We start from the raw sequence: 19,688 nt of genomic DNA, 5'->3' as shown, positions 1-19,688 counted from the left end.
TGCACCTGTGGAGATTTCGGTTTCCCAATGAAAAACCTCACCCCGAACGGGCGCTCGTCGCGACGAGCGCCATCGGCATGGCCGAGAGCATCGGGTTCATCACGCTTCCAACTGCTCCAGCACCTTCCCCTTGGTCTCGATGCCGAGACAATGCACCGCGATAGCCGCAAGGAACGGCACGGCCGCGAGAACATAAAATGCAACATCGAGATTGCCGCCAACCATGGTTTTCGAAACGATGGCCGGCGCGAAGATCGCCGCCACCTTCAGCCACGCACCGCCCACACCACAGCCGAGCGCGCGAATACTCGTGGGATACAGCTCCGGCGTATAGACGTACGCGGTGATGAACCCGCACGCCAGCAAACCCAGCGCCAGCGCACAGAACGCCGCGACCACGAACACCGACATGGCGTGGCACACGCCCGCCATCACCAGTGATAGCGCGCACAAGACGAACGAAACGTTGATGATCGGCTTGCGTCCCACCTTGTCGACGAGCAGCGCACAGATCAGCGACCCCAGCACGCCGAGTATCGACGCTGCCACCGCGAGATTGAGCGCAAGCTGCAACGGCGCGTGATAGACCGTGCGATAGATCGTGGGCAGCCAGGTCGAAAGTCCGTACTGGATGAAACCGCAGGTCATCCACAGCATCGCAACGGCGAGCGTGCGCCTGCGGTACGCCGGGCCAAACAGGTCCTTCACGCGACGCCTGGGGTGACGGCTGACGAGTGCTTCGAACGCCTCGGCCTGCGCAGGAGCCGCAAGTGCGCCCTTGACGGTGCGCTCGAAAGCGGTCACGGCCATGTCTGCATCATTCAGGCGACGTCGCTCGGCCAGCCAACGCGGCGACTCGGGCACGAGACGGCGCAGTACGAAGAACAGCACGAGCGGCAGTCCGCCGATGAAGTACATCGCCTGCCAGCCGAAGCGCGGCACGATCCACGCACCCAGCGCATTTGACGCGAGCAGCCCGATCGGGAACACAATTTCGAAAAGTAAAACGAACCGTCCACGGCCATGAGCACGACTGATCTCATTGATATACGTTGCCGCCACGGGCAACTCGCCGCCGAGCCCGAAGCCCTGGATCACGCGCAGCGCTGCAAATGCGGCAAACGTAGGCGCAAAGCCGCAGGCAATGCTCGTCACGCCGATGATGCCGGAACTCCACGCGATCGCACGCACGCGGCCATGCCGCTCGGCCACCCATGGAAACAGGAATGCGCCGAACAATTGCCCGACCGATCCCGAGGCGATCAAACACGCGATTTCCCATGGGCTCAGGTGCCACTTCTGGATGAGAATCGGCAGCGTCGCGGCAATCGCGATCACGTCGAAGCCATCAAAAAACGTTGCAAGGCCGACGAGGAGGCGCGCACGCACCTGCATTGCGTTGGCCGGCAAGCGTTCCAGCCGGGCAATGATCGAGCCGCGCGTATGCGGTTCGTCCACGGCGAGTCGGTTGCTCTGTCCCACAAATTCATCGATGCTTCCCATGCGTCTCATCCTTCCACATGTGTGTGCGCCATGCGAGCGCCTTGCTGGTGTAGGTCGAGATCGAGAGATCGACCGGGCGGCCTCGACTCATCCACTTGCGCCCAAGCTTCAGGTCGCGCGGCGCATCGATGGCGATATCGCCGGGCAGGGTGCCGTGCCTGACGAAGCAGAGCGCAGCGCGCTTCCAGCGAGGTTGACGCGTATGGCAAGCTGCGCGTCCGCCGGGAGGTCACCGGGAATCAGCGCGTTCACGTCGTACTGGCCGGAGCAGAACCACGGAATCCCGGCATGTGCCACCTCCGCGCCCCGCACGGCCTCTGGCACGCCGCCGCACGCGAACACGCGCGGGTTGACCGTCGCGATGACGAGCCGGTCGTCCTCCACCTCGCGCCCAGAACGGGGCTCTACTCCACGCGCCGTGCGGTCGATCGAGGTCGCGCAATCGGGCTGCCACGTCTGGATGTCGAGCGTATCGACATCGCCCGCCAGCACCGCTCTCGGAAGCGGCGGCCGCTCGTCGGGCAAATCCGCTGCGCCGGCGACCATCACGAGGCGCCCTGCAAAGCCCTCCTTGCGCAGCGTCTCGACGACTGTACGCGACGCTTCGAAGGCGCCCTCGTCGAGTGAGCCGCTCATTGCTTACGCTGCGTCATGAACGCTCCGTGCGGTGAATCGGCGCTCTTCTGGCGGCGCGTATTGCCGTCGAGACCACCGTCCACGGCCCATTCCGCGAACACAGTGGGGCCCGGCTCGAAATCGCGCGGCTGCCACGCGGGTGTGAGCACGTCTTCGTCGGCGTAATACTCGATGAGGCCACCCGCCGGGTTCATGAAGTACCAGAAGTACGCCGACGACACCGGATGCCGGCCCGGGCCGAGCTGCGTGGTCCAACCGCAACGGCTGAGGTGCAGGCCGCCGCCGAACACTTCGTGAATGTCGCGCACGGTAAAGGCCACGTGGTTCAGCCCCTTCTTGCCGTCGGGCAGCGCGAGCAGGAACAGGTCATGATGGCCGCCGTGCGGCGCGCAGCGCATGAACGCGCCACGCTTCGGATAGCGGTCGGAGGTCTCGAAACCAAGCAGTTCGTGATAGAACGCTTCCTGTTCGGCGAGGCAGTTCGTGAAGAACACGACGTGGCCCACTTCGACGGGCTCCGCACGCTCGTACACGGGCGAAGGCGTATCGACGCGCAGCGCCTGCCCCCACACGTTCGACGGCGAACCTTCGACGTCGAGTTCACGGCGACGCGTGACTTCGACGCGAACCGCCATGCCCGCCGGGTCGAAGCAGCCCACCGCGTCATCGGTTGTGTAAAAGCCGGGCTGGCAGGCGAGGAGCTCGCGCAGCGCCGCGAGCTCCTCGCGCCGCGCCACGCCCCACGTGACCTCGCGCAGCGTCGGACCGGCTTCGAACGCCTTCGGCAGCGACGGGTCGTTCGCGTCGACGGCGAGCACCGTGCAGCCGTTCAGCGTTTCGAAACGCGCACGTGTTTCGTCATGCGCAACGTCCTTCAAGCCCCAATCGATGAAAAAGCGCCGGCAGGTTTCGAGGTCCGTCACGCCGTAAGTAATCTGTTCGATGCCGAGGATCGTCATGTTCGTGGCTCCTGTCGGTTCAGGCATTTGCCCAGGGCAGCGGTGCGTCGTTCAAGCCCCAGTAAAGGCTCTTTTGCTGCATGTATTCGCGAATGCCGAGTCGGCCCTTCTCGCGGCCCATGCCGCTCTCCTTCCGGCCCGAGAACGGTGTGGCGATCGAAAACAGCTTGTAGGTGTTGATCCACACGGTGCCCGCTTCGAGCGCACGCGCGGTGCGCCAGGCGCGCTTGTAGTCGCGCGTCCAGATGCCGGCGGCGAGACCGAACACGCTGTCGTTGGCCTGCTCGACGAGCGAGGCTTCGTCGTCGAACGCCAGCGCCACGAGCACCGGTCCGAAAATTTCTTCCTGGCAGATGCGCGCGCTGTTTTCGAGTCCTTCGATGATCGTCGGCTGGAAGAAGAAGCCCCTCTCGCGTCCGTCACCAACCGGGCGTTCGCCACCGCACAGCAAGCGGCCGCCCTCTTCGAGGCCGAGCGCCACGTAGCGCTCCACCGACTCACGGTGCTGCGCCGTGATGAGCGGCCCCATCTGCGTCTCGGGCCGCGAGGGGTCGCCCACGCGCAGCTTGCGCGCGCCCTCTGCGAGTCGCTTCATGAACGTGGCGTAGATGGGCCGCTGCACGAACAGGCGCGAGCCCGCAATGCACGCTTCGCCCGACGAACTGAAGATGCCGTATAGCACGCCGTTCACGGCGTGATCGAGATCCGCGTCTTCGAACACGATGGTCGGCGACTTGCCGCCCAGTTCGAGCGAGACCGGGATGAGCTTCTCCGCCGCAATGCGCGCAATGCCACGGCCAACTTCCGTGCCGCCCGTGAACGACACTTTCTTCACCAGCGGGTGGCGCACGAGTACGTCGCCGATCACCGAGCCCTTGCCCGGTAGCACGCTCAGCACGCCCTTGGGCACGCCGGCTTCCTCGCAGATGCGTGCGAGGGCGAGCGAAGCGAGCGGCGTCGGCTCGGCGGGCTTGAGCACCACCGAGTTGCCGCCCGCGAGCGCGGGGGCGAGCTTCTGCGCGTCGGAGGCAATGGGCGAATTCCAGGGCGTAATGGCCGCGATCACGCCGATCGGCTCGTACACGCTCATCGTCAGATAGTCGCCGCGCGAGGGCGTCAGTTCTTCGTCGAGCGTTTCGAGGCAGCCCGCGTAATAGCGGAACGTGCTCGCCGCGCTCGCCACCAGCGCGCGAGTCTCGCCAATCGGCTTGCCGTTGTCGCGCCGCTGCAGGTTCGCAAGCGCTTCGTGGCGCCGCGTAATGAGATCGGCAATGCGGTAGAGCACGAGCGCACGCTGATGCGGCTTGAGCCCGGCCCAGTCGGCGCGGCGCCAGGCGGCGTCGGCCGTGACCACGGCTTCGGCCGCGTCTTCGGCGCTCGCTGTCGACACCTCCAGGTTGAGCGACTGGTCGGCCGGATAGAGGCTCACATAAGGCGCGGCGCGCCCGCGCCGCCACTCGCCGCCGATCAGGATGTCGCCGTTGGGCACCAGATCGTGCACGTGGCTCGTATCGAATGAAGTCATTTCACAGGTCCCGGAATCTGTCTTTTCGCACGTGCCATTGCAGCGGCACGGCCCCGCATTACTGCGCCTCGTTCAGATCACGCAGCGTACCGCGCGGTTGCGCAGTGCGCGAATCGCGCTGTACGCGGTCAACGCCGAGGTTTTCGGGTTGTCGGGCAGCGGACGCCCGCACATTTCGAGCGACATCTCGCCAAACGCGCCGCGCGCGACGATGCGATGCACGTTGCGCTGCACCGCCGGATCGGCGATGAGGCGCACACGCGTTTCGTCCAGGCCGAGGCCCGCGAGCGCGATCGTCGCCGCCACGTTGGCGTTCTTCGGAAAGAGGCGCGCCGCCTCACGCGCACTGCCTTCGAAAACAATGTGTTCGCTCGTGAGCGTGCGCAGGTCGCATACGGCTTCGGCCGGTGTGTCGAGCCAGCCGAGCGGCGGCTTGCGGCTCGTGTACAGCACCTCGTCGAGCCCGCCCAACCGCGCCGCCGAAAGCGCGTCGATTCCGCCAATCGCGCCCGGCAGCAGCGTGAGCGTGGCGCGGCCTTCGTCGGCGGCAAGCGAGAGCCGCTCCAGCAGGTCAACGTCGGAGAGCGCGCCGATCGACGCCATCGCACAGTCGGTGCCCGACTTCAGTAGCGGTACCACGTGATCCTCGAGCGCGCCGTGACCCGCGCATTCGAGCGCGAACTGCGGTTTCGCAGAAAGCACATGCACGGACGACACGACTTCCACCGACGCATCGACAATGCCGCGAACCGCGGCCGCATACTGCGCAGGCACGATCACGTGCGAGACATGCACGAGCGGATCGGAGGCCACGGCCCGATAGACTGTCTGCCCGATCGCGCCAAAGCCGATCATCGCGACGTGGACAGGCGCGTGCCGCGATGCTCCCCAGCGGGCGTCATGCATGTTGCGACTCCTCCGCATCTTCCTTGCGCACCGGCGGGCCGGCGAATGCGGTCTCGAAGCTGCCCACGGTTTTCATGTCCACTTCGAGCAGCACCGGACCTTCGCATTCGAAGCCTTCGCGAATCAGGGCCTCGGCGTCATCGAGCGTAGAGACGCGCAAGTGCTTGAGCCCGAGGCTCGCGCAGAACTGCGCGAACTCCGGCTGATGCAGATCGACATACATGCGGCGGCCGCCGTACTGCGCGTCCTGAATGTTGCGGATCACGCCATAGCATTGGTCATTCATCAAAACGATCATGACGTTCGCTTTTTCCTGCACGGCCGTTGCCAGTTCGCCCACGTTGACCATCAGGCCGCCGTCGCCGACAAGGCACACCGTCTTCGGTGCCGAACCCGCCAGCGCCGCGCCAATCGCCATCTGCATGCCTTGGCCAATGCCGCCGCCAAGCGCATGCACGCCCGCGCGCGGCGTGAAGATCTTCAGCATGCGGTTGCCCCACGTGCTGTTCGAGATCGTCACGTCGCGAACCCAGTTGTAATCGCGGCCCACGACACGCTGCAGTGCGTCGACGAGACGGCGGTAAGGCCCGAGCCCCTTCGCCGTTTCGGCCACGGCCGTTTCGTGCGTGGCGGCGAGGTCGACGGCGAACTGCGGATCGACTTTCATGCGGCCTTCGAGCTTCGTTGCGAGCGCATCGAGTACCGCGACGGCGTCGCCGTGAACGAACAGCGCGTTGCAGTAGCCGCGGTTGTCGGCCAGCGCGTCGGCATCCACGCGATAAAGCGGTTGGGGCAAGGCGAGCATGTACTTGAGCGTTTCGTTGCCGCGCAGGCGCGAGCCCACCACGAGCATTGCGTCGCAAGTCCTGTAGAAGCGCTCGACCGGCTCGCTGACATTGAACGCACCGAGCGTGGCCGAATGATCTTCGGGCAGCACGCCACGGCCCTGCACGCTCGTCACCACGCCGAAGCCCAGCGCCACGAGACGCTCGACTGCCGCGCGCGCGTGACGCGCGCCGCCGCCGAGCCACAACAGCGGACGCCTCGCCTTGGCGAGCGCGTTCGCGAGTTCCTGCACGCGCGCGTCGTCGTGCGTGAGCGTAGTGAGGTGCGGCGCGGCGAGGTCGGCGGGCCACTCGACCCGTGCGGCCTGAATGTCGATGGGAATCTCTACGCTCACTGGGCCGCTTGGCGCGGTGCGCGCAACGCGCACGGCTTCGCGGATGGTCGGCAGCGCCGTGTCGACCGAACGCACGCGAAATGCGGCCTTCGAGATCGACTTGAGCATCGTGAGCTGGTCCGGAGCCTCGTGGATATAGGCGAGGTCCTGATCGAGATAATCGCTTTCGATCTGGCCGGTGATATGCAACAGCGCCGTGCCCGCGGTCAACGCTTCGACCATCGCGCCGGCCGCATTGCCCGCTGCCGTGCCGGTGCTCGTGAAGGCCATGCCGAGGGCGCCGGAAACGCGCGCGAGCCCGTCCGCCATGTTGACGGCGCCCGCTTCGCCGCGTGCGCCGACGTAGCGGATCTTGCCGCGCCGGCCGATCGCATCGAGGATCGGCATGTTATGGATCGAGATCACGCCGAACGCGGTCTTGACGCCACATTGTTCGAGAAAGGCGGCAATCAGCTCGCCGACGGTAGTGGTTTCAGACATGTCGCGCAACGCCTCCAGATACATCGATATGACTGCCCGTCGTGTAGGACGACAGCGCCGTCGCCAGATAAAAGAGCGCCTGGGCCGCTTCTTCGGGGCGACCGAAGCGGCCAAGCGGAATGTTCTTCTTGCGTGCGAGCTCGCGCGCCCAGTCGTCCCAGCTCTGGCCGGCGGCCTGCGCCTGTTCGTCCGCTTCATGGCGGCGGCGCCACTGGCCCGACTCGACGATGCCGATCAGGATCGAGTTCACACGAATCCGCTCCGGCGCGAGTTCGCTCGCGAGCGACTTGATGAGGCTCAGCACGCCGGCGCGCGCCGACGACGTCGCAATCATGTGCAACTCCGGCTGCAGCGCGAGCAGCGAATTCACGCAGACGATCGATGCGTTGCCGCTCGCCGCCGCGCGCAACATCGGCAGGAATGCGCGCGTGGGCCGGATGATGCTGAAGTACTTCAGTTCCAGTTCGTCGCGCCAGGCTTCGTCGCTGGTGTCGGCGAACGTCGAGATGCGGCCCTGGCCCGCGTTGTTCACAAGCATGTCGGTGCGGCCGAAGCGCGCCTGCACCGCGCTCGCGAAGGCGCTCACGTCGATCGCGTCGAGCACGTCGCAGCGCGCGACCAGCAATTGCGCCGCGGGAAAGCCATCGCGCAGGCCCCGCTCAGCGCGTTCGAGACGCGCGGCGTCGCGGCCGCAGATCGCGACCGAGGCGCCCGCCTGCAGAAAGAGTTCCGCCGTCGCGAGCCCGATGCCGGACGAACCGCCCGTCACCACCGCGACCTGACCGGTCAGGTCGAATCGAATCATCGGATCCCCAGGGCCTTCATGTATGGGTTGTGCTTCTGCACGGCCGAGCCGTGGCAATTGAACCGCTTCGCGAGGTCGCCAGCGGCATGACGCACCTTGTCGACAAGGAAAGCCGAGCAATTCCAGCGTCTGCAGCAGGCGAAACACAGTCGTGCGCGGAATGCCCACGCGGCGCGACCATCTGGGCACGTCGAGCATTCAGTGAGAATGCGCCGTCCCCGTGCCAGACCCGGCACGCGATAGTGCGCGTCGCTGCGGTCCTCGTCGGCGTCGGGTGCCGCGCTGGCGAAGTCGAGCGTCATTCAGTGACTCCGATTTGCGTCGCAGGCGCGGGCGAACGCGGCAATCAACGCGTTGTAGGCCCGCGGGGCTTCGATATAACCGGCGTGGCCGGCGTGCGGCACGATCTGCAACGGCGTGCGCGCAGCCTTCGCAATGCGTTCGCAGGCCGCGGGTGAAGTGATCGTGTCCTCGGCGCCCACCGCGACGCTCACTACGCCGCGGTAATGCGCGAGATCGGCCGCGAGATCGGCATGGGCGAGCAGATGGGTAGCCTGGGCGTAGCCGTGCGGAATCACACACGACATGTTCCAGCGCACCCATGCGCGCGCGGCCTCGTCGGCGGAGGCGGAAAGCATGTTTGGGCTGCGCCGTTGCGCGAGGCCCGCCGGGCCCAGCTCGGCGAGCATGGCAAGACGCGCGTCGCGCTTCTCATCGCGCAGCGCTTGCGTGGCCGCGCCGTATCCGCCTGCCGGCGAAACGAGCAGCAAGCCGCCGAGCCTTGCCGGATGCGCTACGGCGAACGCGCCCGCGACGATTGCACCAAGCGAGTGCCCGACCAGCACACAGCGCGACACGCCGAGCGCATCGAGCCACCCCGCGAGCACGCGCGCATAGTCTTCGGGGCGCGGCGAGGCCGGCGCCACCGGCGTGGAAACGCCGTAGCCTGGCGCGTCCCACGCGAGCACGCGGCGCGTGCCGCCCAGCGCTTCGAGTTGCTGGACCCAGGAGCCCGCCCCCGAACCGAGGCCATGCAGCAGCACGAGCGGCAACGCGTGTGTCGCGTGTGCCGCTGTCGCCTCGCGATACGCGACGATGACTCCGCCCGCGTCGGCAATGCGCGCCGGGAAGCGCGCGCTGCGTGCTTCGAGAGGCGCGGCGGCGCTATAGGCGGGTTGGTGGATATCATTCATGGATTCGTTTGCGGCAGCAGGCAATCTGTCATCCTTACTTTTTCAAGTCACGCTTGATCTTCGCGAGCGGCGAGTCCGGCGGGTATGTCGGCGTAATGGGCTTCGGCGAGCCGAGCATCACGCACATCAGCGCGTCTTCCTCGCCAACGTTGATTTCCGTGCGATAAACGCCCGGCGGCACCGAGATCAGATCGCGCTCGCCGAGCACGGCTTCCCAGGTCTCGCCATCTTTTTCGCAAACTACCTTCAACTTGCCGCGCAGCACGAAGAAAATTTCTTCGACGTCGGTATGGATATGGCTCGGGCCGATGTTGCCGGCCGGAATCACCATCGTCGAAAACGTGAAGCCGCCTGCGGGCACGGTGTTCGAATCGTTCGCCACGCCCGTACCGCCCGTGCCTACATAGCGCATTTGCGCGCGGCGATACGTCGGGTCGTAGTCGGCCTGAAACTTCAGCGCGTCCCAGTCGTAGCGGCGCGTTTCGAGACGCGCCACGCGGCCGTCCATCCACCGGCCAAAACTGGCGTCTTCGGGACGCTCCCACGACTTGCGTTCGATATCAGCATCCACCATCGCTTTCTCCTTTCGCTCCGACCAGGTCAATTCATCACAAAGCCGCCGTTCACCCGCAGCAACTACACGCTTACGACGCGCGCGGCATCCGGAGGCAGGAACAGCACCGGGGCTCCCTCTGCCCTTATCGGACGCGATAGCGACGATCGCCCCGCAACCCGACTCGCACAGCAGCGCTTCAGCTGACGGGCCCATGCCAACGCGGCGCCGTTGAACACGAACTCCGGCGATGTGTCGCCGGACAGGTCGCCGGCATGTCCGGCACGTGCGCCGTACTCCAACCAGCTGCCTCTATCGGCCCTGCGTTTTGTTCCTTATGTGGAACATTGATTTACATATGGTCATTATATGAGTCGGGTTCTCAGGGAAAAACAAAAATCCTTTTGTTCTAGGGAAAACACTTAGGTAGCTTCGAAAAAATCACCGTATCAATTCCCCGAAACGCTCGACGAGGTTGCCGAAACGCTTGATATTCAATACCTTGCGATCATGAGACTGCACTCATTCCGCCTTCCTGAAAGTGTCTCGATGACTTGAAAGTTTTTGAATACGTTCCATCCACGTTGTTCTTGACCACCTATGGAACATATGAGTCGGCATTCTCGGTCCTAGGCGGGGAGCGACCGAAATCAAAGTGAGGTCTACGCAGGGCTGGCGCAGTCAGTTCATGGTTGCCAACAGCGTGGGGGGCGGCGCAGCGCGCTTCTACGCTCTCCGGCCACCGCCGGACACACCACATGACCGGCCACGTGCACGCGCTTTCGAAGTCCACGCCGATGTACGTGAACGCGCTCTACGAGCACGCCACTTCGAGGCGCAGGCAGCGCTCTTCACGGCGGCGGGCATACATCCGGATCAGGCGATCGTGCTGACCGGCATGCGCCGCTCGTTCTGGTTGCGCGCGAAGCATGCACGGCGAGGCACGTGAAGCGCGGGCCTCGCCTGCTGTGGCAGCCGGCGTGTTTCAGGCCGCCGGGACCGCCCGGCGGTGCGACGCGAGCAACGCCGTAGGATCGTTCGGCCCGGGCCGGTAATTCAGGCGCGTGGACAGATCGAGCGCCGCGCCGCACACGGCGCTGACCAATGGCGCACGTTCGGCCTCTCCGCCGATGTTCGAGCGCGGCACCGTCACGGTAATCGCCGCGACGATGCGCCCCGACTGGTCGCGCACGGGCGCGCTCACTACCGATATGCCCGTTTCGAAGGAAGCCTCGCTGAGCGCAAAACCGTGCTCGGCGCTTTCGCGCACGCGCGCGTAGAGATCGGCAAGGGTGGCCGGCGTGCGGTCGGTATAACGTTCGAACTGCTTCTCCGGATAGAGCGCGCGCAGTTCGGCAAGCGTGAGGTCGCCCATCAGCACCTGGCCGTGCACAGTGGCATGCCCGGGCAAACGCGTGCCGACATTCACCTTCACGGAACTGAACATGGGCTCGCGTGTTTGCGCCTTCGCGACGAACACCACGTCGCGCCCATCGCGTATCAGCAGGTGAGCGCTCAGGCCCGTCGTGTCACGCAGGCGCTCCAGCACAGGCGTGCCGAGATCGGTAAGTTCGAGCGAACTCAGATACTCGAAGCCGAGGCGCAGCACTGCGACACCCAGTTGAAACTGGCGGTCGCCGTTGACGCGCTCGAGAAACCCGAGCGATTCGAGCGTCTGAAGCAGGCGGAACGTCGTGGTGCGCGGAATGCCGATACGGCGGGACAGTTCCGGTGCTCCGAGCACCGGTTCGCGCGCGGAAAATTCGGTCAGGATGCGCAGGCCGCGTTCGAGTCCTGGCACGAGATACGCGGACGCACCTGCCTCCTCCTCGCCCCGCTCCTCCATAGGTTCGTCCGATCCTGCACGATCGGACGCGACGATCTCATCCGCGGTGGCCCGCACTTCGCCTTCGCGCTGCCGCGCACCGCGGCGTGCGGCATCAGTGGTATTTCGTTTGGCCATTGTCGGCTGGTCTATCTGACGGGTCGTTTGTTCTTTGAAAAAAATAGCACGTGGCACTCGCGATCCCATGCTCACGCCGCATTCGTCTGCAATGGGAGCAAAGCCACGCCCGGCTTTTCGCCGCGCGCCTGGGCGACGCCGGAAGTGTCCGGTTCACACTGAGCGAGCATATCAGGTGGCCCCGGTGCGCCCCGTTTGCGCATGCTCACTCATTCGCCACCTCAGTGACGCCCGATGCCGTCGGATACATCACGCAGCGCCCGCTGCAATAGCGCTGCATGCAAGCCGTAACGGAGCGAAACGGCTGGGCAGTTCCTTGCGTCGCATAAACCGCCGTCCAAAATCTTAGGGCTCGAAAAGTAGCCTGCCGTCTCTTCTCAAACGATGCGCTCTCCCCGAACGGGACATTTCAGCGCCGAACGGAGAGACGGACGAAGCGACCCCGTTAAAGGCTGGAACGGGACAGTGCACTGGCGGCGGCCCTGACGCTCGCTTCGACCGTTGCGCGCAGGGAAACATCATTCGAAAACGCGATGTTCGGACCGGCTACGCTCAGGGCGGCGAGCACGCCGCCGCGGCGATCCGCGACGGCCGCCGCGCACGAATCGATTCCCGCTTCGAGGCCCGAAAAACTCCAGGCGCATCCTGTTTCGCGCACTTTGCCGAGCGCGGCATTGAGCGCTTCCCAGTCTGGCTGGTCGGCGACGCTTGCATCTGGATTGTGCGCGTATAGGTCGGCGAGCGCTGACCCGTCGAGCGTTGCCAGCATGGCAAGTCCCGGCGTTGCGCGATGCGCCGGAATACGGCTGCCGACACGAATGCGGCTGACGAGCGGCGTATCGGGCGTCTCGCACAACAGATAGATCAGTTCGGTGCCTTCGAGTACAGCCAGATACGCCGACAAGCCTGTTTTCGCGACCAGTTCGGGCAGGATCTGGCGCGCGCGCGAGGTGAGATCCGCCGAGCCGAGCGCGCTCGCTGCCAGCGTCAGGAACGGCATGCCGAGCCGGTGGCCGCCGCCGGACGGAACGGGTTCGATCAACCCGGCCGACGTCAGCGATTCGAGCAGCCGCATCACCGTGACGCGGTTCACGTTGATCTGCCGCGCGACCTCGCTCAGATTGGTGGTCGAGCCGCCGCCGGCGATATGGCGCAATAGGCTGAACGCGCGTTCGACGGGCGTTGCCGACGCGCCGGAAGCGCTCGCAGTGTCCGATGGCTTGGTCATCTTCAGATAGTTCCGGTCAGTTCAAGTCGTGCGCAGGAGGCTCATGGCAGCGCCACGGACCACGCGTCGTATCCGTAAACCCAGTCGGCATTGCCGCCTGTCTTCAGCCAGTTGTTGCCACGCGAGCCGATCTGGATCCTGGCGGTGCGCTCCTGGCGCGCGCGTTCATAGCGCGAGAGCGCCGCGCCGAGCCCGCTGGCTTCGACGCCCTCGAGCGCACGAGACAGCACAACAGCGTCCTCGATCGCCATGCCCGCGCCTTGCGCCATGAACGGCATCATCGGATGGCATGCGTCGCCGAGCAGCGCCATGCGCGCACCCGTCCAACTGGTCAACGGATCGCGAACATACAGGGCCGACGCGAGCACGGTGTCGCAAGCGTCCAGCAGTACACGTGCTTGCGGATGGAAGTTTGCATAGGCGCGCCGCAACGCGTCAGCATCGCCGGGCGTGGTCCACGATTCGTGCGTCCAGTCGGCTTGCGACGTCGTCGCGAATATGAACACATTGCGGCCGCGATCGAGCGGGAACGTGACGATCTGCAGATCGTCGGTGGGCCCCCACCATTTGACGAACGCGCCAGGATTGCTGCCGCTCAGGCGTTCGGCGGGCACCACCGCGCGATATGACACGATGCCGGTGAACTGAGGGTGTTCTTCGCCAAACAGGAACTTGCGCACGCTGGAATGGATGCCGTCGGCGCCGACCAGCAGGTCGAAAGCGTGCGTCGAGCCGTCCGCGAACGTCACGCCTGCCTGGCCGTCTGCATCGGCGAATGAGACGCTTCTTTTGGCGAGGTGCAGTGCGCCGGGCGCCATGGCCTGCTCGAGCGCGGCCATGACGTCCGCGCGGTGCATCGTCAGTTGGGGCGCACCGTACTTGCGTTCCGCTTCATCCGACATCGCGAGCCGAGAGGTTTCTTCGCCCGTGTCCCACATCCGGCTGATACGCGCGTTCGGACGCGCCGCCGTTTCCCGCAACTGTACGCCGACACCCAGACCGTCGAGCGCGCGTACCGCATTCGGTGTCAGGTTGATATCCGCGCCGACCCTTCCAAAGCGCTCGGCCTGCTCGAACACGCTTACCTGATGTCCCGCTTGTTGCAGCGCGATTGCCGCCGCCAACCCGCCGATTCCGCCGCCGATGATCCCGATATTCATGCTCTTCCTCGCCTGGACTCGCCATTGAATCGTTCATTTATGAACATTACGAACGAAAATGAACAATCATTCTGTGACAGTTTGGCTTCGATCGCAAGGGAAAGCTCATCATGAAAGGCCAAGCTAGACGTGCCCGGAAATGCCGTTCGCTCGAGACGAACGACAGCCTTTTGCGATGTTGGAGAGATCGTAGACAGGCAAGCGCGCCTGCGTCGAAGACGCGCGTCACTGCTTGCGAAGTACGCGCAAGGGCGCGCATGGAGTGAGCGTACATGGGTCCGTCGCCCGCGCCGGAATTGCCAGGGCGTCGGCCGCTCTTGTCAACACGCCCCCTGCCTTCACTCGCGGACTCGCATCACGTTGCGTTCGCGTGGTTTCGCACACCGGAACGCGCAACCTGTTGATTGCTGCGCGAGTGTGTTCGGGAACGGGTCGGTGCGGACCTGCCAGAAAACATCCGGCGCAGCAACGCCCGACTACGCTTTTGTGAGTCTGGGAAACCTGTCGGATTCAGTGCGAGGTGCATTGAGTTGTATTGGCTGTATTCGCGGTGTTGGCCAGGACTTGATCTGACAGCAACGCCGCCAGAGCCCCGGAACCACCTCGGCACGTCACCCGCCCGGCGACCAGCCCCCGCCCCCGAACGCCCCTTCCAGAAACTCGACACAAGCCTTCACCCGCGCCGAGGTCGCGAGCCGCGACGGATAGACCGCGAATACATCGGCGGGCTGCGTGACTTCCGGCAGAATCTGGATCAGCCGGCCATCGTCGAGATAGGTCCGCACGTTCCAGATCGAGCGCAGCATCACGCCGCGCCCGGCCAGCGCCCACTGCACCGCGGCCTCGCCATCGTTCGAAGCCAGCGCGCCGCTCACTTTCACCCGCATGTCCTCGCCGTTCACGACGAAACGCCAGACGCCGAACGGATGATCCCGCTCCTTGATGCACAGACATTCATGTGCCTGCAACTCGCCGATACTCCGTGGCGTGCCGCGCGCCCTGAGATACTCCGGCGCAGCGCATAGAATCCGGTGATTGGTCGCAAGACGCCGCGCGATCAGATGCGGCGCGATGTCATTGCCGACGCGGATATCGAGGTCATAACCTTCAGCGGCCACATCGACGATACGGTCGAACAAATCGAGCCGCATGTTCAGTTGCGGATGAGTCTCGATGAAGCGCGCCAGCACCGGCGCGACCACCCGCCGCCCGAAGCCGAAGCTGCTGGAAATCCGCAGCATGCCGCGCGGCGCGTGCTTGACGCCGGACACATCGTCGAGCAGTTGATCCGCATCGTCGAGCAGCTTCTGCGCGCGCCGGTACAGCCGCTCGCCGGCTTCGGTGAGCGCAACGCGCCGCGTCGAACGAAACAGCAGCGGCGCATCCAGCGCGCTTTCCAGCAACCGGATGCGCTTGCTCACATAAGCGGGAGACACCGACAGAAAATCAGCGGCCGCCGCAAAGCTGGACTTCTGCGCGACCACATGAAACACGCGCAGATCGTTCAGATCGACATGCCGGTTCAATCGAGCCCGCCTTCGCACACATACTTGACGCACAGGTAGTCGTCGAGCCCGTAGCGCGATCCTTCGCGGCCATAACCCGATTCCTTCACGCCGCCGAACGGCGCCGCCTCGCTCGACACCGCGCCTTCGTTCGCACCGATCACGCCCGCCTCCAGTTGCGCCGACACGCGATGAATGCGCCGCGCATCGCGCGTGTAGAAGTAGGCGGCAAGTCCGTAAGGCGTGTCGTTCGCGGCGCGGATCACGTCTTGCTCCTGCTCGAAACGGAACAGCGGCACGACCGGTCCGAAGGTCTCCTCGCAGCACACGGCCATGCCGTCTTGCGCGTCGAGCAGCACGGTCGGCGCATAGTAGTTCGGACCGATCGCATCGAGCCTGCGGCCGCCGGTCAGCACGCGTGCGCCGAGCGACAGCGCATTGCCGACGTGACGCGCGATCTTCTCGACCGCACGCGCGTTGATCATCGGACCGATCTGCGCGGTCTCGTCGGTGGCAGGCCCGACCTTCAGCGCCGCCACGCGCTCACCGAGCTTGCGCGCGAAGGCATCGTAGACGCCCGCCTGCACGTACACCCGATTCGGGCACACACACGTCTGCCCGCCGTTGCGGAACTTCGACGCCATGAGCCCTTCGATCGCCGCATCGAGATCGGCGTCGTCGAACACGATGAAAGGCGCATTGCCGCCCAGTTCCAGCGACAGCTTCTTCAACGTACCCGCCGATTCACGCGCAAGATGTTTGCCGACCGCCGTCGAGCCGGTGAAGGTGATCTTGCGCACACGTGCATCGGCGAGCCAGTCGGCGACCGCCGCCACGCCCCGTTCGCGCGACGCCGAGATCATGTTGAGCACGCCTGCGGGCAAGCCGGCTTCCAGCGCGAGTTGCGCAAGCGCCAGCGCGGTGAGCGGCGTGTCCTCGGCGGGTTTCGCGACCACCGTGCAGCCGACCGCGAGCGCGGGCGCGATCTTGCGGGCGATCATCGCGAGCGGGAAGTTCCACGGCGTGATCGCCGCGACGATACCGATGGGCTCCTTCACCGCGCTCATGCGCTTGCCGCGCTGCTGCTGAGGAATGAGGTCGCCATACACGCGCGGCCCTTCCTCCGCGAACCACTCGACATACGACGCACCGTAGCGCACTTCGCCACGCGCCTCGGCAAGCGGCTTGCCCTGCTCGGTCGACATGATGCGCGCGAGATCTTCCAGGTTCTCCAGGATCAGCCCATGCCAGCGGCGCAGGATGGCCGCGCGCTCGCGCGGCAGCGTCGCGCGCCAGGCGGGCCATGCGCGCGCGGCGGCATCGGTCGCGGCGCGCGCATCGGCGGGCGTGCTGTCGGGGACCTCGGCGAAGCGCTCGCCGCTGGCCGGATTGATGACCGGATAGCGCCCGTCTTCGGCCGCCCCGCTCCATTTACCATCGATCAGATTGCCCGTGCGTACGAGCTCCGGTCGCGTCAGTTCGAGAAACATGCGAATTCCTTGTGATGAGTCCGGCGATCCCGCTTCAGGCGCCGCGCGCGAACACCGTACCGGCTTCGTGCATCGCGTCGATCTGTTGATCGGCATAGCCGATCTCGCGCAGCACCTCGCGCGTGTGCTGTCCGAGCAAGGGCGCGGCGAGTCCCGATTGCGACGCATTGCCGCCCGAGAAACGGATCGGCAGGCCGATGCCCCTCACGTCGCCCGCGAGCGGATGATGCGACTCCACCACCATGCCGCGCGCCTGCGCCTGCGGATGCTCCAGCGCCTGCGCGACATCGAGCACGGGACCGGCGGGCAGGCCCACTTCGTCGAATGCGCGAATCCATTCGTCGGTCGTGCGGGTCATCAGGCGCTCGGTCAGCAGGCGCACGAGTTCGTCGCGATTGGCCATGCGTCCGGCGTTGTCGGCGAAGCGCGGGTCGGCGGCGAGTTGCGGCATGTCGAGCACCGCCAGCAGGCGTTCGTAGTTGCTCTGGTTCGCCGCGCCGATGTTGATCCAGCCGTCCTTCGACGCGAACACCTGATACGGCGCGCTCGTCGTGTTGGCCGAGCCCATCTTCTTCGGCAGGGTCCCTTGCGCGAACCAGCTCGCGGCGGGCCAGTACATCTGCTGCAGCGCGGCCTCGAACAGCGACGTATCGACGACCTGCCCTTCTCCCGTTTTCAGCTTGTGCGTGTAGGCCGCCGAGATGCCGAGCGCGGCCAGGATACCGGCGTTGATGTCCGCCACCGGCGAGCCGGCCTTGACAGGTGGCCGCCCTTCCTCGCCGGTCAGGCTCATCATGCCGCTCATGCCTTGCGCGATCAGGTCGAAGCCGCCCTTGCCCGCCCACGGACCGGTCCGTCCGAAGCCCGAGATGCAGCAATAGATGAGACCCGGATTGAGTTTCTTCAGCGTGTCGTAGCCGAGACCGAACTTCTCCATCGTGCCTTCGCGATAGTTCTCCGTGACGACATCCGCGCTCGCGAGCAGCTTGCGCAGCACTTCGCGCGCGCCTTCCGTCTTGAGATTGAGGCCGATGCCGCGCTTGTTGCGGTTGACGATCATGAACGAAGCCGATTCGCCGTTATCGAGCATCGGCGAGAAGCGCCGCGAATCGTCGCCAAGCGGAATCTTTTCCACCTTGATGACTTCGGCGCCCATGTCGGCAAGCATCATTCCGCACACGGGTCCCGACATGATGTGCGCCAGTTCGATCACGCGCATGCCGCTCAAAGGTCCTGCCATGTCTGTCTCCTTTCAGTTCGATTCGATGATTCAGGCCGCGCGCCGGTCGACGCCACCCGCGGCCAGTCTGCTTTCGCGGGTGACGAGCAGCACCAGCGCCGCGCCGAGCGCAAGGCACGCGCCGACGACGATCAGCGCCACGTCCGTGCGTCCCGTCACGGTATTCAGATAACCGATCAGATAGGGCGCGATAAAGCCCGCCAGATTGGCGATCGCGTTGATCAGCGCGATGCCGGCGGCCGCCGTGACGCCGGTCAGCAGCGCCGTGGGCAAGCCCCAGAAGAGCGCCGGAATAGAGTACACGCCCATGTTCGCCAGGCACAGCGCGATGATCCCGAGCACCGGCTGATGTTGCCAGACGACGCACAGCGCGAAGCCCAATGCGCCGGTGACATAGGCGATCGTCAGATGCCAGCGCAAATCTTTGCGGCGGCTCGAACTCAGGCCCATCAGCACCATCGCGGCGATTGCGCAGGCGCTGGGGATCGCCGTCAGCAGCCCGATGCTCAGCGCATCCTTCACGCCCATGCGTTGCACGAGTGTCGGCATCCAGAAGCTGATTGCGTAGAGGCCCATCGTGAAGCCGAAATAGATGGCGATCAGCGCCCAGATGCGGCCGCTCGCGAGCAGCGCGCCGAAGCCCGTTTCGAGCTTGTGGCGGTTCTCGCTGGCGAGCACGGTTTGCAGATGGCGCTTTTCGTCGTCCGAGAGCCAGGACGCGTTGGCGATGCTGTCGTTCATGCGGAACCAGATGTACACGCCGAGGAGCAAGGTTGGAATACCCTCGCAGAGGATCAGCCATTGCCAGCCCCGCAATCCGCCGAGATCGCTCATGTAGTGCAGGATCGCGCCCGATACCAGACTGCCGAACAGACCCGACGACGCCAGCGCCACATAGAACACGCCCCATGCCCGGCTGCGCCGCGCGCCCGGATACCACTGGCTCATGTAATAGATTGCGCCCGGAATGAAGCCCGCTTCGGCGAGGCCGAGCAGGAAGCGCATCCCGTAGAACTGCATCGGCGTCTTGACGAAGATCGTCGCGCACGAGAGCAGCCCCCATGTCAGCATGATGCGCGAGATCCAGCGCCGCGCGCCCACCTTGTGCAGGATGATATTGCTGGGCACTTCCAGCAGGAAGTAGCCTACGAAGAAAATGCCCGCGCCGAAGCCGTACACCGCGTCGCTGAAATGCAGGTCGCTCGCCATCTGCAGCTTGGCGAAACCCACGTTCACGCGGTTCACATAGGAAAAGAAAAACGCCAGCATGAGGACCGGAAGAATTCGCGTGGATATCTTCCGGAAGAGCCGGTTCTCGTCGATTGCCTGCATGTTCGTCTCCTGGGTTTTCTTTATGATCAT

At 65.1% G+C, this 19,688-nt stretch carries 16 protein-coding genes and 1 pseudogene; all 17 read right to left on the bottom strand.

Features of this window, described 5'->3' with window-relative positions:
• Window positions 1-99: 99 nt before the first annotated feature.
• A complete protein-coding gene (locus QCE62_RS17470) occupies window positions 100-1,503 on the bottom strand; it encodes an MFS transporter (protein ID WP_309920913.1) in 1,404 nt (467 codons plus the stop codon).
• A gap of 108 nt (window positions 1,504-1,611) precedes the next feature.
• Window positions 1,612-2,139 carry a hypothetical protein gene (locus QCE62_RS17465; protein ID WP_409017870.1) on the bottom strand — a complete coding sequence of 176 codons (528 nt, stop codon included), beginning with the start codon at window positions 2,137-2,139 and terminating at the stop codon, window positions 1,612-1,614.
• Window positions 2,136-3,098 carry a VOC family protein gene (locus QCE62_RS17460; protein ID WP_309920911.1) on the bottom strand — a complete coding sequence of 321 codons (963 nt, stop codon included), beginning with the start codon at window positions 3,096-3,098 and terminating at the stop codon, window positions 2,136-2,138. The genes QCE62_RS17465 and QCE62_RS17460 overlap by 4 nt, the downstream gene beginning before the upstream one ends.
• Before the next feature lie 19 nt (window positions 3,099-3,117).
• Entirely contained in the window at window positions 3,118-4,623 is a 1,506-nt protein-coding gene (locus QCE62_RS17455) for an aldehyde dehydrogenase (RefSeq protein ID WP_309920908.1), read from the bottom strand.
• A gap of 72 nt (window positions 4,624-4,695) precedes the next feature.
• The gene (locus tag QCE62_RS17450; RefSeq protein WP_309920905.1) at window positions 4,696-5,529 is read right to left on the bottom strand and encodes an aspartate dehydrogenase; all 834 of its coding nucleotides are present in this window, start codon (window positions 5,527-5,529) and stop codon (window positions 4,696-4,698) included.
• A complete protein-coding gene (locus tag QCE62_RS17445) occupies window positions 5,522-7,189 on the bottom strand; it encodes a thiamine pyrophosphate-binding protein (RefSeq protein ID WP_309920902.1) in 1,668 nt (555 codons plus the stop codon). The genes QCE62_RS17450 and QCE62_RS17445 overlap by 8 nt, the downstream gene beginning before the upstream one ends.
• Window positions 7,182-7,994: an SDR family oxidoreductase gene (locus QCE62_RS17440; RefSeq protein ID WP_309922868.1), complete on the bottom strand. Its 813-nt coding sequence runs from the start codon at window positions 7,992-7,994 to the stop codon at window positions 7,182-7,184. The genes QCE62_RS17445 and QCE62_RS17440 overlap by 8 nt, the downstream gene beginning before the upstream one ends.
• A 138-nt stretch (window positions 7,995-8,132) precedes the next feature.
• A pseudogene (locus QCE62_RS17435) lies at window positions 8,133-8,192 on the bottom strand (hypothetical protein); the annotation flags it as partial.
• A gap of 104 nt (window positions 8,193-8,296) precedes the next feature.
• On the bottom strand, window positions 8,297-9,187 hold the full coding sequence (locus QCE62_RS17430) for an alpha/beta fold hydrolase (protein WP_309920899.1): 891 nt from the start codon (window positions 9,185-9,187) through the stop codon (window positions 8,297-8,299).
• Window positions 9,188-9,221: 34 nt separating this feature from the next.
• Window positions 9,222-9,761, bottom strand: coding sequence for a cupin domain-containing protein (locus tag QCE62_RS17425; RefSeq protein ID WP_309920897.1), 540 nt, complete (start codon window positions 9,759-9,761; stop codon window positions 9,222-9,224).
• A gap of 964 nt (window positions 9,762-10,725) precedes the next feature.
• Window positions 10,726-11,586, bottom strand: a complete 861-nt coding sequence (locus tag QCE62_RS17420) for an IclR family transcriptional regulator (RefSeq protein ID WP_409017885.1) — start codon at window positions 11,584-11,586, stop codon at window positions 10,726-10,728.
• A 562-nt stretch (window positions 11,587-12,148) separates the two neighbouring features.
• The gene (locus QCE62_RS17415) at window positions 12,149-12,931 is read right to left on the bottom strand and encodes an IclR family transcriptional regulator (protein WP_309920894.1); all 783 of its coding nucleotides are present in this window, start codon (window positions 12,929-12,931) and stop codon (window positions 12,149-12,151) included.
• 41 nt (window positions 12,932-12,972) lie between these two features.
• A complete protein-coding gene (locus tag QCE62_RS17410; RefSeq protein WP_309920891.1) occupies window positions 12,973-14,091 on the bottom strand; it encodes an FAD-dependent monooxygenase in 1,119 nt (372 codons plus the stop codon).
• A gap of 611 nt (window positions 14,092-14,702) precedes the next feature.
• A complete protein-coding gene (locus tag QCE62_RS17405; protein ID WP_309920888.1) occupies window positions 14,703-15,617 on the bottom strand; it encodes a LysR family transcriptional regulator in 915 nt (304 codons plus the stop codon).
• Window positions 15,614-17,086, bottom strand: a complete 1,473-nt coding sequence (locus tag QCE62_RS17400) for an NAD-dependent succinate-semialdehyde dehydrogenase (protein WP_309920885.1) — start codon at window positions 17,084-17,086, stop codon at window positions 15,614-15,616. Before QCE62_RS17400 ends, QCE62_RS17405 begins: the two co-directional genes overlap by 4 nt.
• Window positions 17,087-17,120: 34 nt before the next feature.
• On the bottom strand, window positions 17,121-18,326 hold the full coding sequence (locus tag QCE62_RS17395; RefSeq protein ID WP_309920882.1) for a CoA transferase: 1,206 nt from the start codon (window positions 18,324-18,326) through the stop codon (window positions 17,121-17,123).
• Between the two features lie 30 nt (window positions 18,327-18,356).
• Window positions 18,357-19,658, bottom strand: coding sequence for an MFS transporter (locus QCE62_RS17390; RefSeq protein ID WP_309920880.1), 1,302 nt, complete (start codon window positions 19,656-19,658; stop codon window positions 18,357-18,359).
• Window positions 19,659-19,688: the final 30 nt, after the last annotated feature.

This window comes from Caballeronia sp. LZ033 (assembly GCF_031451265.1).
Lineage (GTDB): Bacteria > Pseudomonadota > Gammaproteobacteria > Burkholderiales > Burkholderiaceae > Caballeronia.
The sequence above is the reverse complement of the archived record's forward strand: the minus strand, read 5'-3'. Positions and strand labels throughout refer to the sequence as shown.

What these genes read in the sequence shown, in the direction of transcription:
- QCE62_RS17470 (WP_309920913.1), bottom strand. Translation starts at nt 1,503, where the DNA reads ATGGGAAGCATCGATGAATTTGTGGGACAGAGCAACCGACTCGCCGTG.
- QCE62_RS17465 (WP_409017870.1), bottom strand. Translation starts at nt 2,139, where the DNA reads ATGAGCGGCTCACTCGACGAGGGCGCCTTCGAAGCGTCGCGTACAGTC.
- QCE62_RS17460 (WP_309920911.1), bottom strand. Translation starts at nt 3,098, where the DNA reads ATGACGATCCTCGGCATCGAACAGATTACTTACGGCGTGACGGACCTC.
- QCE62_RS17455 (WP_309920908.1), bottom strand. Translation starts at nt 4,623, where the DNA reads ATGACTTCATTCGATACGAGCCACGTGCACGATCTGGTGCCCAACGGC.
- QCE62_RS17450 (WP_309920905.1), bottom strand. Translation starts at nt 5,529, where the DNA reads ATGCATGACGCCCGCTGGGGAGCATCGCGGCACGCGCCTGTCCACGTC.
- QCE62_RS17445 (WP_309920902.1), bottom strand. Translation starts at nt 7,189, where the DNA reads ATGTCTGAAACCACTACCGTCGGCGAGCTGATTGCCGCCTTTCTCGAA.
- QCE62_RS17440 (WP_309922868.1), bottom strand. Translation starts at nt 7,994, where the DNA reads ATGATTCGATTCGACCTGACCGGTCAGGTCGCGGTGGTGACGGGCGGT.
- QCE62_RS17430 (WP_309920899.1), bottom strand. Translation starts at nt 9,187, where the DNA reads ATGAATGATATCCACCAACCCGCCTATAGCGCCGCCGCGCCTCTCGAA.
- QCE62_RS17425 (WP_309920897.1), bottom strand. Translation starts at nt 9,761, where the DNA reads ATGGTGGATGCTGATATCGAACGCAAGTCGTGGGAGCGTCCCGAAGAC.
- QCE62_RS17420 (WP_409017885.1), bottom strand. Translation starts at nt 11,586, where the DNA reads ATGGAGGAGCGGGGCGAGGAGGAGGCAGGTGCGTCCGCGTATCTCGTG.
- QCE62_RS17415 (WP_309920894.1), bottom strand. Translation starts at nt 12,931, where the DNA reads ATGACCAAGCCATCGGACACTGCGAGCGCTTCCGGCGCGTCGGCAACG.
- QCE62_RS17410 (WP_309920891.1), bottom strand. Translation starts at nt 14,091, where the DNA reads ATGAATATCGGGATCATCGGCGGCGGAATCGGCGGGTTGGCGGCGGCA.
- QCE62_RS17400 (WP_309920885.1), bottom strand. Translation starts at nt 17,086, where the DNA reads ATGTTTCTCGAACTGACGCGACCGGAGCTCGTACGCACGGGCAATCTG.
- QCE62_RS17395 (WP_309920882.1), bottom strand. Translation starts at nt 18,326, where the DNA reads ATGGCAGGACCTTTGAGCGGCATGCGCGTGATCGAACTGGCGCACATC.
- QCE62_RS17390 (WP_309920880.1), bottom strand. Translation starts at nt 19,658, where the DNA reads ATGCAGGCAATCGACGAGAACCGGCTCTTCCGGAAGATATCCACGCGA.